The sequence below is a fragment of the Streptosporangium minutum genome, from assembly GCF_002149035.1.
Taxonomy (GTDB): Bacteria; Actinomycetota; Actinomycetes; order Streptosporangiales; family Streptosporangiaceae; genus Streptosporangium; species Streptosporangium minutum.
In genome coordinates, this window is the sequence record NZ_NGFP01000056.1 from 1 (window position 1) to 13708 (window position 13708).

The 13708-nt window shown below is 71.2% G+C and carries 12 protein-coding genes and 1 pseudogene; 6 read left to right on the forward strand and 7 right to left on the reverse strand.

Translation table 11 applies throughout. From position 1 onward, the window contains the following. The 5 genes and pseudogenes from CA984_RS46135 to CA984_RS47130 form a co-directional block, all read left to right on the forward strand. A pseudogene (locus CA984_RS46135) lies at window positions 1–483 on the forward strand (hypothetical protein); the annotation flags it as partial. After that, on the forward strand, window positions 480–1313 hold the full coding sequence (locus tag CA984_RS14600; RefSeq protein WP_165781255.1) for an AraC family transcriptional regulator: 834 nt from the start codon (window positions 480–482) through the stop codon (window positions 1311–1313). The pseudogene CA984_RS46135 and the gene CA984_RS14600, both read left to right, overlap by 4 nt. A gap of 22 nt (window positions 1314–1335) precedes the next feature. Beyond that, window positions 1336–2016: an AzlC family ABC transporter permease gene (locus tag CA984_RS14605; RefSeq protein WP_086572253.1), complete on the forward strand. Its 681-nt coding sequence runs from the start codon at window positions 1336–1338 to the stop codon at window positions 2014–2016. Further along, window positions 2013–2324, forward strand: coding sequence for an AzlD domain-containing protein (locus CA984_RS14610; RefSeq protein WP_086572255.1), 312 nt, complete (start codon window positions 2013–2015; stop codon window positions 2322–2324). The genes CA984_RS14605 and CA984_RS14610 overlap by 4 nt, the downstream gene beginning before the upstream one ends. Window positions 2325–2433: 109 nt before the next feature. After that, the gene (locus CA984_RS47130; RefSeq protein ID WP_207620871.1) at window positions 2434–4050 is read left to right on the forward strand and encodes a serine/threonine protein kinase; all 1617 of its coding nucleotides are present in this window, start codon (window positions 2434–2436) and stop codon (window positions 4048–4050) included. A 23-nt stretch (window positions 4051–4073) separates the two neighbouring features. Here CA984_RS47130 and CA984_RS14620 read toward each other — a convergent pair whose 3' ends face one another. Genes CA984_RS14620 through CA984_RS14630 form a run of 3 tightly spaced genes read right to left on the reverse strand, consistent with a single transcriptional unit; the run spans window position 4074 to window position 5984 of the window. Continuing rightward, window positions 4074–5003 (reverse strand): RluA family pseudouridine synthase, encoded by a 930-nt coding sequence (locus CA984_RS14620; RefSeq protein WP_086572257.1) that lies wholly within the window; start codon window positions 5001–5003, stop codon window positions 4074–4076. After that, entirely contained in the window at window positions 4996–5601 is a 606-nt protein-coding gene (locus CA984_RS14625) for a signal peptidase II (protein ID WP_341351713.1), read from the reverse strand. The genes CA984_RS14620 and CA984_RS14625 overlap by 8 nt, the downstream gene beginning before the upstream one ends. After that, on the reverse strand, window positions 5565–5984 hold the full coding sequence (locus CA984_RS14630) for a TraR/DksA family transcriptional regulator (RefSeq protein WP_086572259.1): 420 nt from the start codon (window positions 5982–5984) through the stop codon (window positions 5565–5567). The genes CA984_RS14625 and CA984_RS14630 overlap by 37 nt, the downstream gene beginning before the upstream one ends. Window positions 5985–6436: 452 nt before the next feature. On the opposite strand from CA984_RS14630, the gene ileS reads away from it, so the two are divergent. Beyond that, entirely contained in the window at window positions 6437–9601 is a 3165-nt protein-coding gene (gene ileS / locus CA984_RS14635) for an isoleucine--tRNA ligase (RefSeq protein ID WP_086572261.1), read from the forward strand. A gap of 382 nt (window positions 9602–9983) precedes the next feature. On the opposite strand, the gene CA984_RS14640 is transcribed toward ileS, so the two are convergent. From CA984_RS14640 to CA984_RS14655, 4 genes are all read right to left on the reverse strand, one after another. After that, window positions 9984–11861 carry a hypothetical protein gene (locus CA984_RS14640; protein WP_086572263.1) on the reverse strand — a complete coding sequence of 626 codons (1878 nt, stop codon included), beginning with the start codon at window positions 11859–11861 and terminating at the stop codon, window positions 9984–9986. A 42-nt stretch (window positions 11862–11903) separates the two neighbouring features. Further along, window positions 11904–12761 (reverse strand): DivIVA domain-containing protein, encoded by an 858-nt coding sequence (locus CA984_RS14645; RefSeq protein ID WP_031160087.1) that lies wholly within the window; start codon window positions 12759–12761, stop codon window positions 11904–11906. A 49-nt stretch (window positions 12762–12810) separates the two neighbouring features. Continuing rightward, on the reverse strand, window positions 12811–13098 hold the full coding sequence (locus CA984_RS14650) for a YggT family protein (protein WP_031160088.1): 288 nt from the start codon (window positions 13096–13098) through the stop codon (window positions 12811–12813). Window positions 13099–13180: 82 nt separating this feature from the next. After that, window positions 13181–13684: a cell division protein SepF gene (locus CA984_RS14655; protein WP_031160090.1), complete on the reverse strand. Its 504-nt coding sequence runs from the start codon at window positions 13682–13684 to the stop codon at window positions 13181–13183. Between the last annotated feature and the right edge of the window lie 24 nt (window positions 13685–13708).

The window sequence follows — 13708 nt, forward strand, 5'->3', positions numbered from 1 at the left end:
CCCCAGGCGACCCGCACCCCGTCCGCCCGCCCGACCACGGGTGTCCCGGCGGGCTGGCGGCTCCACCGGGATCCGATGGGCTTCACCGTCGCGGTGCCCAGGGGCTGGACCGTCAAGCGGTTCTCCGGACGCGACAGGGTCGAGTTCCGGTCTCCCGGCAAGAACGGCTTCCTGTGGATCGAGTCGACGGAGGACCCCGAGACGGACCCGGTCAAGCACTGGGAGAAGGTAGAGCGGGGCGGGCTGGAGAAGAACGTCTGGCCGGGTTACGAGCGGATCGGCATCACCGCGCTGAGATACCGCGGCCTGCCTGCCGCCGACTGGGAGTTCACCTACCTGAAGGACAAGGTGAGGATGCGCGTCCTGGACCGGGGCTTCCGCACGCTCACGGGCCGCCCGTACGCGATCTACTGGGAGGGCCCGGACGACGCCAGGTCGAACCGGATGTTCTTCGACAGGTTCACCGAGACCTTCCGGCCGTGACCGCACGGGAGGCTGCGCGCTTCTGGCGCAGTCCGGGGTTGCCGGGGGTGGACCTGCTCAAGGCCAGGTACATCACCCACCGGTTCTCCCGGCACGTCCACGACGGCTACGCGATCGGGGTGATCCTGTCCGGGGTCGAGGAGTTCGACTACCGGGGCGCCCGGCACCGCGCGGGCACGGGAAACCTGGTCCTGGTCAACCCCGAGCACGTGCACACCGGCCACGCGGGCGAGCCCGGCGGCTGGGCCTACCGGATGCTCTACCCGTCGATCGAGGTCATGGCGGACATCGCCGCGGAGGTGACGGCCGGGCGCGGCACGCCGTACTTCCCCGAGCCCGTCGTCTCCCATCCGCACGCCACCGCGCTGCTGCGGGGCGCGCACGACGCCGCCGAGCACGGCGACGGCCTGGCCTCCTCCACGCTCGCCCGCACGGCCTTCGGCGCCCTGCTCAGGCACCACGCCGACCACCGCCCGGCGGACGCGCGGCCCACCAAGGAGGACCGGGCGGTACGGCGGGCGCGGGAGATCCTGCACGAACGGCTCGTCGACCCGCCCACGCTGGAGGACCTGGCGCGGGCCGTACAGGCGAAGCCCTTCACCCTGATCCGGGCCTTCAAGGCGGTCACGGGCCTGCCCCCGCACGCCTATCTCAACACGCTCCGGGTCCGGCGGGCCCGGGGGTTGCTCGACTCCGGCACGCCGGCCGCACAGGTCGCCACCGACGTGGGTTTCACCGACCAAGCCCATCTGACCAGGCATTTCAAGCGGATCGTGGGTGTGCCGCCCGGGGCGTACCAGCGCGCAGGAACGTACAAGACGGCACTATAAAACCGGACATAACCTCGTTTCCATGGATACAACCACTCGTTCCTCAGCGGTCAGGGACGGACTGGGCGTGGGGATCGCCGTGGGACTGTCCGGGGTGGCGTTCGGCGCCGCCGCGGTCACCGCCGGTTTGAGCGTCGCGCAGGCGTGCGTGCTGAGCCTGTTCGCCTTCACCGGCGCCTCGCAGTTCGCCCTGGTCGGCGTCGTCGCCGGCGGCGGCAACCTTGTCGCCGGCACGGCGGGCGCGCTGCTGCTGGGAGCTCGCAACGGCCTGTACGGCCTGCGCATGTCCGACCTGCTCGCGGTCCGGGGCCGGCGCAGGCTCCCGACAGCCCACGGGGTGATCGACGAGACGACCGCCGTGGCCCTGGCCCAGCCCGACGAGCGGTCGGCCCGGACCGGATTCTTCGTCACCTTCGTCAGCCTCTACCTGACCTGGAACGTCACCACCCTGCTCGGCGCGGTGGGCACCTCCCGGGTGGCCGACCCGGCGGTGTTCGGCCTGGACGTGGTGGGCCCGGCGACGTTCGTGGCCATCCTGTGGCCCCGGCTCACCGGGAGCGGTCCCGAGACCCGCGCGCTGCGGCTGATCGCCGGCGGCGGCGCGGCGATCGCGCTGGCCACGACCCCGTTCACCCCGCCGGGCGTACCCGTGCTGATCGCGGCGGTCGCCGTGCTCGCCGTGATCCTGAGGAGGCCGAAGTGACTGTCTGGTGGGCCATCGTGATCACCTGCGCGGGCTGCTACGCGCTGAAGCTCGCCGGGCTGTCGGCCCCGCGCCAGGTGCTCGACCATCCGACGGTGCAGCGTTTCGCCTCGCTGGTCCCGGTGGCGCTGCTGGCCGCGCTGATCGCGGTGCAGACCTTCGCGCACGGGCAGCAACTGCACTTCGACGGGCCCCGCGCCGCCGGGCTGGGGGCGGCCGTGGTGGCGCTGCTGCTGCGCGCGCCCTTCCTGGTGGTGCTCGCGACGGCGGCCGTCGTCACGGCCGTGCTGCGCCATGTCATGAGCTGAGGCCGGCGGCGCCGCCGTACCGTGCCACGCCCCTCGTCCCGCCCGGCGATCCACCAGACCGCGCCACATATCCGGATTGTCCGGGTCAAACGGGGGTAGTCGGAGGCCCATGACCGATTCTCAGGGGCTCATCGGCGCTCGGTACCGGCTGCTCGAACATATCGGCCGGGGAGGCATGGGCACGGTCTGGCGGGCTCGCGACGAGGTGCTCGGCCGGGACGTGGCAGTCAAGGAGGTCATCCCCTCCCCCGACCTGACCGGTCCCGAACGCGACGTCTTCACCGTACGGACGCTCAGGGAGGCCCGCGCCGCCGGTCGGATCGGCCACCCGGGCGTCGCGACGGTCTACGACGTCATCGAGGAGCAGGGGCGTCCGTGGATCGTGATGCAGCTCGTGGACTCCCGGACGCTCGGTGCCGTGGTCCGGGAGGACGGGCCGCTGCCGCCGGCACGGGTTGCGCAGATCGGGCTCGAAGTGCTCGGGGCGCTGCTCGCCGCGCACCGGGCGGGCGTGCTGCACCGTGACGTCAAGCCGGACAACGTGCTGCTGTCGAAGGACGGCCGGGCCGTGCTGACCGACTTCGGCATCGCGGTGCTCGAAGGCGACTCGTCGGTGACCAGGACGGGCGCCCTCATCGGCACCCCCGCGTTCATCGCGCCGGAGCGGGCGAGCGGGGGCCCGGCGGAGTTCGCCTCCGACCTGTGGTCGCTGGGCGTGACGCTGTACATGGCGGTCGAGGGGCGTTCCCCCTTCGAGCGCGCCCACCCGCTGGCGACGCTCAGCGCGGTCATGCACGAGGAGCCCGCCCCACTGAGGTTCGCCGGATCGCTGGGCCCGGTGATCTTCGGTCTGCTCCGCAAGGACCCCGCGCAGCGCATGTCCGCCCACGATGTGCAGATCCACCTGCGGGCGATCGTGAACGGGACCGAGCCGCAGCCCACCGCGCCCATCGCCCTCCCGGTCCCGCCTCCCCGCGTCCCGGTCCAGGCCGCCGGGGCGGTGCCCCCGGCGGACGCGGACCCCGGGGAGGCCGCCCGCGGAGGACGGCGGCGTCCGGCCGTCGCGGCCCTCGCGTCCGCGGTGGTCGCCGTGGCCCTCACGTCGGGCGGAGCCGCCTGGGTGGCCCTGAACTCCTCCGGCGGGTCACCGGAGAGGCCCCCCGCCTCCGTGAGCGTCCCCGCCAAGGACGACAAGCCGAAGAACAAGACCGAGCAGGCCAGGCTGCCCACGAAGAAGAAGGATCCCACGCCGGACACGACGGGGAACGCCCCGGACCGGTCCTCCACCGGCACGACCCGGGATCAGCCCCGGCAGAACAGCCCGTCCCCGTCGGAGGGGCCCGCGCGGGACGACACGAAGAACGACTCCAAGAACGGCTCGAAGGACGGCTCGAAGGACGATTCCAAGAACGGATCGAAGGACGACTCGGGGGACAAGCCCGGGAAGGACCAGGACAAGGACTCCGGCAAGAAGCCCGGCGAGGGGTCGCAGGACGACCCCGGCCAGGACCAGGGGCAGGAGCCGGACGGCGACCCGGGGCAGGAGTCCGGCGGCGCCTCCGGAGACGACGTCACCCAGGACCAGGGACAGAACGAGGGGCAGGGCCAGGAGGGGCAGCTCGCCGAGCAGGCCGGCTACGACGGCGGGACGAGCGCCCTCGGCAAGGCCCAGGACACCCCCGACGGCAAGGTCAAGAAGGACAAGAAAGACAAGAAGGACAAGTAGCCGGCGGCGGAGACGGGCGGCCTCTACGACTCGCTGCCGACGACCTTCAGGGCATGGGCCAGGTCATCGGGATAGTCGGTGGTGAAGGAGACCCACTCGCCCGTCGCGGGGTGCTCGAAGGCCAGCGAGACCGCGTGCAGCCACTGCCGGGTGACGCCCAGGCGGGCGGCCAGCGTGGGGTCCGCGCCGTACATCATGTCGCCGACGCACGGATGGCGCAGCGCCGACATGTGGACCCGGATCTGGTGGGTCCGGCCGGTCTCCAGCTTGATGTCGAGCAGCGACGCCGCGCGGAACGCCTCGATCGTGTCGTAGTGGGTGACCGACTCCTTGCCCCCGGCCACGACGGCGAACCGGCCGTCCCCGGAGGGGTGGCGGTCGATCGGCGCGTCGACGGTGCCGCGCAGCGGGTCGGGGTGCCCCTGGACCAGCGCGTGGTAGCGCTTGTCGACGGTGCGCTCCTTGAAGGCCCGCTTCAGATGCGAGTAGGCGTGCTCGCTCTTGGCCACGACCATGGCGCCGGTGGTGTTGGCGTCCAGGCGGTGCACGATGCCCTGGCGCTCGGCGGCGCCGCTCGTCGCCACGCGGTGCCCGGTGCCGAGCAGGCCGCCGATCACGGTCGGCCCGGTCCAGCCGGTGGTCGGGTGAGCGGCCACGCCGATGGGCTTGTTGACGACCACGATGTCGTCGTCCTCATAAACGATCTTCATGCCCGGCACCGGCTCCGCGACCGGCATCGGCGCGGTGGGCGGCGGCGGCAGGGTGACGTCCAGCCACGCGCCCGCGTGGACCCGGTCGGACTTGGCGGCGGGCGAGCCGTCCACCAGCACGTCACCGGAGACGATCAGCTCGGCCGCGCGGGTGCGCGAGAAGCCGAACAGCCGGGACAGGGCCGCGTCGAGGCGCTCGCCCTCCAGCCCGTCGGGGACCGGGAGACTCCGCTGCTCAGCCATTGCTCTTGTGCTCCCCCGTGTCGCGCGTGCCATCGATCTGGTAGCCCCGCCAGGCGAGGAGAACGGCCAGGATTCCGCCGCAGACGATCGCCGAGTCCGCCACGTTCCAGACCGGGAAGTGCCCGGGGAAGGTCTCGATGAAGTCGACGACGTGCCCCTGGAAGGGCGAGGGCCGGCCGAAGCCCGAGGGCCAGCGGAGGAGCCGGTCGGTCAGGTTGCCGAGCGCCCCGCCGAGCATCAGCCCCAGCGTGACGGCCCAGGGCAGGCTGCGCAGGTGCCGCGCGGTGCGCAGGATGGCGATCACCACGCCGGCCGCGACGAACGTGAAGACGATCGTCATGCCGGTGCCGATGCTGAACGCCGCCCCGGAGTTGAAGATCACCCGGAACTGGAGCAGGCCGGGGATGACGACGAACGGCTCCCTGCCCTCCAGGGTCCTCAGCACGATCGTCTTCGTGATCAGGTCAAGAAAGTAAACAATCGGCACAATCGTTGCGAGCACGGCAACCCGCCGCACTCCGGACGGGGCGGCCGGAACCACCCCGTCGACGGTGTCGCCGGTCAGCGGCGCTCCTCCCGCTGCTTGCAGGCCACGCACAGCGTCGCCCTCGGGAACGCCTGAAGACGCTCCTTGCCGATCGGCTTGTGGCACGATTCGCACACTCCGTAGGTTCCCGCGTCGATCCGGGCGATCGCCCGCTCGTTCTGCGCGACCAGGTCGCGTGAATTCAGGGTAAGGGCGATCTCGCGTTCCCGTTCATAGGTGCGGGCTCCGGCGTCCGCCTGGTCGTCTCCCGCACCGTCCGTCACATCACTCGACGCGATCTCGGTCTCGGCCTTGGCGATCTCCTGGTTCAGCTCGGCGATCTCCGTGGCCAGCCGCTCGCGGACTTCCGCGAGCTCCGTGACCGACCAGGTGACGACGGTACCGTCCTGTGACGGCGCCACGGCGCCCTCGTCTGCGCGTACAGTCGCGGCCATGTCGGCCTCCTTGCTCGTTCGGACCGTATCCAATGCGGTAAACGGTGCGGGCAGCTTAGGTCTCCCATAACAGAACGGCAAACGACCCGCCGTGATGTTTACCACTCCCGTAACATCCGACCCCCTCCTCCCGATTCCCTCGTCACGCCGATATCGGGAAGCTTTGAGCAGGCCAGTGCGTTATCGTTTGAGCCTGCAAGGCGTTGATGGGGACAATCACCTCCGTACCCCTCGCACGAGCGACCCGGGGACGGTGTGAGCCCGGGGCGAGGACCGGAGGGAAAATCACCCCGGAGCCGCCGGAAGAACGGCCGCCTCGGCCCAGTAGACCCGGCAGCAGACCAAAGGAAGAGGGCCTTCCCATGTGAAGGTCAAGGAGGGTGGTACCGCGGGGCCCGAGGGTCTCGTCCCTCCACGCCACTGCCAGCACCAGCGTGGAGGTCCCGCCCGTTATGTCCGCCTATTTCCGCTCTCTTCCCGCGCAGGTCGATCTGCCCGCGCTCGAACATGAGGTGCTCGACCGCTGGCGGGACGGAAAGGTCTTCGAGCGCTCGGTCGAGCAGAACACCGACGGCCCCAACTGGGTCTTCTACGAGGGCCCGCCCACCGCCAACGGCATGCCCGGCGTGCACCACGTCGAGGCCCGCGTGTTCAAGGACGTCTTCCCCCGCTACAAGTCGATGCAGGGCTACAACGTGCCCCGCAAGGCGGGCTGGGACTGCCACGGCCTGCCGGTCGAGGTCGCCGTCGAGAAGGAACTCGGCCTGTCCGGCAAGAAGGACATCGAGGCGTACGGCGTCGCCGAGTTCAACGCCAGGTGCCGCGAGTCGGTGCTGCGGCACGTGGACGCCTTCGAAGAGATGACCGAGCGGATGGGCTACTGGATCGACCTGTCCCAGGCCTACCGCACGATGGACCCGAGCTACGTGGAGTCCGTCTGGTGGTCGCTCAAGGTCGTCTTCGACAAGGACCTGCTGTTCCGCGACTTCCGGATCACCCCCTACTGCCCGCGCTGCGGTACCGGCCTGTCCGATCACGAGCTGGGCCAGCCCGGCGGCTACGAGACCGTCTCCAGCCCGTCGGTCTACGTCCGCATGCCCGCCACCTCCGGCCCGCTGGCCGATCTCGGCGCCTCGCTGCTGATCTGGACCACCACCCCGTGGACGCTGGTCTCCAACACCGCCGTGGCCGTGCACCCCGACGTGACCTATGTCGCGGCACGCCCCGCCGGGTCCGACGAGGTGCTGGTCGTCGCCGAGCCGCTGCTGGTCTCCGCGCTGGGCGAGGGCGCCGAGGTCCTGGCCACATTCCAGGGCGCCGACCTGGAGCACACCACCTACTCCCGCCCCTTCGACCTGGTCGACATCCCCGGCGCGCACTACGTGGTGCTCGGCTACTACGTCACCACCGAGGACGGCACCGGCCTGGTCCACCAGGCCCCCGCGTTCGGCGCCGACGACCTGACGACCTGCAAGCGGTACGGCCTGCCGGTGGTCAACCCCATCGGCCCCGACGGGCGCTTCCTCGACAGCGTCCCCCAGGTCGGCGGGCAGTTCTTCAAGGACGCCGACGAGGGCCTGACCGAGGACCTCAGGGCGCGCGGCCTGCTCTACCGGGGCGGCCACTTCGAGCACAGCTACCCCCACTGCTGGCGCTGCCACACCGCCCTGCTCTACTACGCGCTCCCCGCCTGGTACATCCGCACCACGGCGATCAAGGAGCAGCTCCTCGCCGAGAACGAGAAGACCAACTGGTACCCCGAGACGATCAAGTGGGGCCGCTTCGGCGAGTGGCTGCGCAACAACGTCGACTGGTCGCTGTCCCGGTCGCGTTACTGGGGCACGCCGCTGCCGCTGTGGGTCTGCTCCGCCGACGAGTCGCACATCACCTGCGTCGGCTCGCTGGAGGAGCTGAGCCGGCTCTCCGGCCAGGACGTGTCCGCGCTCGACCCGCACCGCCCCTACGTGGACGACGTCACGCTGCCCTGCCCCACCTGCGGGGCCGAGGCGCGCCGGGTGCCGGACGTGATCGACGCCTGGTACGACTCGGGATCGATGCCGTTCGCCCAGTGGGGCGCGCCATACCAGAACGCGGAAATGCTGGAGAAGGCCTACCCGGCGCAGTTCATCTGCGAGGCCACCGACCAGACGCGCGGCTGGTTCTACTCGCTGATGGCGGTCGGCACGCTGGTCTTCGGCAGGTCCTCCTACGAGAACGTGCTCTGCCTCGGACTGATCCTCGCCGAGGACGGCCGCAAGATGAGCAAGCACCTGGGCAACGTGCTGCAGCCGATCCCGCTGATGGACCAGCACGGCGCCGACGCGCTGCGCTGGTACATGGCCTGCGCCGGTTCGCCGTGGGCGGCCCGCCGGGTCGGGCACGGCGCCCTGGAGGAGATCGTCCGCAAGGTCCTGCTGACCTACTGGAACACCGCGTCGTTCTTCACCCTCTACGCCAACGCCGAATCATGGTCGCCGTCCAGGCTCTCCGAGGCTCCCGCGTACGCCGAGCGCCCGCTGATCGACCGCTGGGTGCTGGCCGAGCTGCACCGGACGGTGGCCGAGGTCACCGCGTCGATGGACGAGTTCGACACCGCGCGGGTCGGGCGGCGGCTGGCGGAGTTCCTCGACGACCTGTCCAACTGGTACGTGCGGCGCTCCCGCCGCCGCTTCTGGTCCGGTGACGCCTCGGCGTTCGCCACCCTGTACGAGTGCCTGGAGACCGTCACCCGGCTGATGTCACCGGTGGTGCCGTTCATCACCGACTACGTCTGGGACGTGCTGCGCGACGCCGAGGGCCCCTCCTCCGTCCACCTGGCCGCCTGGCCCTCGGTGACCGAGGAGCTGCTGGACCCCGCGCTGTCGGAGCAGATGGCGCTGGTCCGCCGCCTGGTGGAGCTGGGCCGCTCGGCCCGCGCCTCCAGCGGGGTCAAGACCCGCCAGCCGCTCGGCCGGGCACTGGTCGGCGCCCGCGGCTGGGCCGCGCTCTCCCCCGAGCTGCGCGAGCTGATCGCCGACGAGCTCAACGTCCAGGGCCTGGAGGACCTGTCGGGCATCGAGGCCGACCTGGTCTCCTTCACCGTCAAGCCCAACTTCCGGGCGCTGGGCAAGAGGTTCGGCTCGCAGACCAAGCTGGTCGCCGCGGCCGTCGCCGCCGCCGACGCCGGGGAGCTCGCACGCGCCCTCCGCTCGGGTTCGGCGGTCTCGGTGGACGCCGGCGAGCTGGGAACGGTGGAGCTGAACGGCGAGGAGGTGATCGTCACCGAGCAGCCGAAGTCCGGCTGGGCGGTGGAGACCGGGGCCGTCGACACCGGCACCGGCGAGACGGTCGCCCTCGACCTGACCATCACCGACGGACTGCGCCGCTCCGGCCTGGTCCGCGACGTCATCCGCCTGCTCCAGGACGCCCGCAAGTCGACCGGCCTGTCCATCTCCGACCGGATCGATGTGTGGTGGTCCACCACCGACGCCGACCTGGCCGAGACCCTGCGCACCCAGGGCGGCACCGTGGCCGGCGAGGTCCTCGCCGTCTCCCTCAACGAGGGATCCGGAGGCGACCTCCCGGTCCACCACGACGCCGACCTCGGCCTGACCTTCCAGCTCCGCCGTACCGTCTGATCCTCCCCGGCCGGTGCCGCTCCGCGGGGAACGGCACCGGCCGTCGGGAGCGAGCCATCGGAGAGGGCTCCGGGATCTTCCCCGGAGCCCTCTCCGATGTGACCGGCAGGAGCCTGCCCTGTGCCTTTGACGATGCGGCCGACAGGGGCCTGTCCTGTGCCCTTGCGCGGACTGCAGGGCCTGCCCTGTGAGCCCCTCGATGGGGGGTGACAGGGGCCTGCTCTTCACCCTCTCCGATGCGACGAGCCTGCCCCGCGCCCCTTGCTGATGCGGCCGACAGGGGCCTGCCCTGTGCCCTTTTCCGACATGTGGACTGCGGGGCCTGCCCTATGAGCCCTCCGATATGACCGGCGGGGCCTGTGCCCTGCTGGCCGGCGAGAGGCTAGCCCTGGTCGCGGCAGACCGAGCAGCTGCTCAGGCCGGACTCCTCGGCCTCGGCCCGGGTCATGGTCTCGATGCCGCTGCCGTCCGTGCCCTTGATGAGCGGGCAGGCGGAGCTGTGGAAGCGGCGGGTGCCGACGATGACCTTGACCGTCCCGGAGTCGCCGGGGCCGGGTTCCGGCCCGTCCTTGACGGCGGGGATGCCGTGGGGGGCGGTGTCCCCGTCGTCCTCGCCGGGCGCTTCCTCCGGCGCGGCCTTCCGCTCCGTCTCGGGGGCCTTCTCCCCGGCCGCCGGGACCTGCGGCTCCGCCGAGGTGGAGTCGGCCGGCACCGGATGCCCGGCGCGCCCGGGTGCGGTGTCGGCCGGCTCCACCGGCTCGGAGGGGCTGTCCGGCTCCGCGGAGGCGGACCCGTCAGTGGCCTTCCGCTCCGCCGGGGAGGGCTCCTCGGAAGCCTCCTGGGCGGCGGAGCCGGACGTGGCGGGGCTGGACGTGGCGAGACCGCCGGACCCGGCCGGGCCCTCGGCCCCGGAGGGCTCAGGGGACGCGGAGGTCTCGGGATCGGAGGTCTCGGATGACGCGGAGGTCTCGGGACCGGACACGGAGGACGCGGCAGGAGCCTCGTCCCTGACCGGGCGGCCGGCACCGGCGGGCGCGGGGGCCGTGGCCGGAGTGCCTGCACCGGCGGGCCGGGATCCGGCCGGGACGCCGCCCCGGGAGTCGGACCCGGCTTCGGACTCGGCGGAGTCCTCCGGCTCGGAAGGCGCGGACCCGGCGGAAGGCAGGGACCGGGAGGGGATGATCGAGGTCTTGGCCCCGGCGGGATCGGGCTCCGCCGGGCCGTCGGCCTCGGCGGGGGCCTCTGCCCCGGTGGAGGCGGACGTGACGGGCTCCGGCTCAGCCGGGGTGCCGTCCTCGGGCTCGGAGGGCTCGGATCCTGCCCGGGTCTCCGGCTTGGAGGCGGCCGACGCGGCCATGTCCCGGCTGAACCAGCTGGTGGCCTCGGAGTCGGCGGACGTCTCCGGCTCGGGCTCCGGGGACTGGATCGGGAAGGACCGGGCGGCGGTCTCCGCGGCGCGGAGCGGCGGGCTCGCCGGTCCCTGCGGCCGTGCCTGCTCCTGGGGAGCCGGCGTGCCCTGGATGTCCGGCGCGCCCTGGATGTAGGGCCGGGTCACCGGCGCCGCGGCCTCCTGCGGGGTGGCCGTGGTGACGGGCCTGTACGGCGGGCTGAAACGGGCGGTGGGCTCGTGGGCGTCCGGCCCGCGGGTGTCGCCGGAGGGGGCGGGGGCCTGGTGCGCTGCCGGCTCCTGGGCTCCGGTGGGAGCGTCCTGCGGCTGGATCCCGCCGGTGAACTCGGGCAGGCACGTGGTGCAGGGCGTGAAGCCCTCCTCGCGCGCCTCCTCGTGAGTGAGCTCTTCATGATCCCTGCCGACCAGCTGCCGGCAGCCGGCGACGTGATACCGCTTGCGCCCTGGGATCACCAGGACGATCGCCTCGGCGTCCAGGAGGCCCTGCCTCGCGGCGGGGGCCGGCCCGGTCACCGGACGCGGCCGGGGCTGAGGCGCGGCGGTCGCCGCCGGCGGCATGCCGTGCGGCGCCCTCGGGTGCGGAGCCGAGGGGACGCGCTGATCCGGCCTCATGTGCGGCGCGGGCATCGGCCCGGCCGGAACCGGTCCCTTGGGAGGGAGCGGAGCCTCCCCGGCGTGCCCGCCGCCGGGGAACAGCTCATGGCGGCGCAACAACGCCCCGATCACCAGGAAGACCGCGGACAGAACGCTGACCGCGATCGACCACATGACCAGAAATGGCTTGGCCAGCACGAACCCCGCGATGAGCAGGACGATGGCGGTGACCACCAAGCCGGCGCTGATAAGGATCACAGAGGAACTCCCGGATACGGGTCAGAGGGATGACCCGACACCCTAGCGGCGGTCGTTGTGCGGACCGTCAACGCCCTGGAAGGCGCCCGAATGCTGCGACGGCTCACCACCGAACGGGTTGGGGGCGCCCTGGATGGTCGGCTGCCCACCCGGAGCCACGGCGTGGGACATGGCCGGGGGGCCGCCCACGATCGGGAATCCGCCACTGCCCTCGGCAGCCACGTTCAGTTCGGCGAGCTGGTTCTCAAGGTACAGCTTCAGACGGCTACGGTACTCCCGTTCGAAGCTGCGCAGCTCCTCGACCTTGCGCTCGAGCTCGTCGCGGGTCTGCACCAGCGAGCCCATGGCCTGGCGGTGCCGCTCCTGCGCGTCGCGCTCCAGCGTCTCGGCGCGGGCGCGGGCGTCACCGATGACCTGCTCGGCCTGGCGACGCGCCTTGCCGAGGATGTCGTCGGCCTCGCGGCGGGCCCGGGTCACCGTCTCGTCCGCCTCCCGGCGGGCATCGGCGATCGCCTGGTCGGCCGTCTGCTGGGCCAGCGCGAGCACGCGGGCAGCGGTGTCCATGTTGTCCTCGGCCGGGGGCATCCCCATGCCGACGGGAACGGACTGCTGGTGCTGCACCGGCTCGGGGGCACGCATCGGCTCCGGCTGCGGCATCATCATCTCGGGTTTGGGCTCGGCGACGGGGGCCGGCGCCATGGCCATTCCCATTCCGCCGGGCACCTTGCCCCGCAGGCACTCCGCCAGTTTGGCGCGGAGCTCCTCGTTCTCTTGGATGAGACGGTCCAGCTCGGACTCGACCTCATCAAGGAAGGCGTCTACCTCTTCCTCGTCATAGCCCGGCCTGAGCCGGGTCGTACTGAATTGCTTGTTCCGCACATCAGCGGGCGTCAGCGGCATTTCGGTCTCCTTGGCGCGCTTGGAGTCTGTCCGGAGGGACGGTACCCGATCAACGAAGCGCGGACACGAGTTGGATCAAGACCAAGACCACAATGAACAGCACTGTGAAGCTTAGGTCAAAGGCCACCGTACCCAACCGGAGTGGTGGAATGAAACGGCGGAGGAACTTGAGAGGTGGGTCGGTCACCGTGTATACGGCTTCCGCCAGGACCAGGACGACCCCCGTGGGGCGCCACTGACGTGCGAACGCCTGCACCGTCTCAAAGATCATTCTGCCGATCAGCAGAACCAGGTAGAGGGACAGGACGACGACCAAGATCTCGCTAACGATCCCCACGGTCCGCCCCCGCCTCCACGCTGTTCCGCCGTCCCCGGTCGTGTCGGGACCTGTCCGGCTGGTCACTGTTCATGGTGGAACTCTAGCTCTGGTTGAAGAACCCGCGTTCCGCGATTCGGGCCTTGTCCTCGGCGGTCACCTCGACATTGGCAGGGGACAACAGGAACACCTTGTTCGTAACACGTTCAATGCTGCCGTGTAGGCCAAAGACAAGACCTGCCGCGAAATCGACAAGTCGCTTCGCGTCACTGTCAACCATTTCGGTCAGATTCATGATGACCGGGGTGCCGTCACGGAAGTGCTCACCGATTGTCCGCGCCTCGTTGTAAGTGCGGGGATGAAGCGTCGTGATACGCGCCAGATCGGTCGTGCGGCGCTCTATGACAGCCGTCGCGGGCCTCGGAGCGGGCACGCCCGGGTCGGTGTCGTCCTCGCGGTCCTGGACCGTGCCAGGCCGCTCCTCGCCGCCCCTCCGCGAGTCGTCGAAGTCGTCGTACTCGTCGTCGGAATAGCTGTCGTATCTCTCGTAGCGGTCGTCCTCCACAAGACCGAGGTAGACCGCCATCTTGCGCATCGCGCCGGCCATCGCTACTTCTTCCTCCGCCTTACT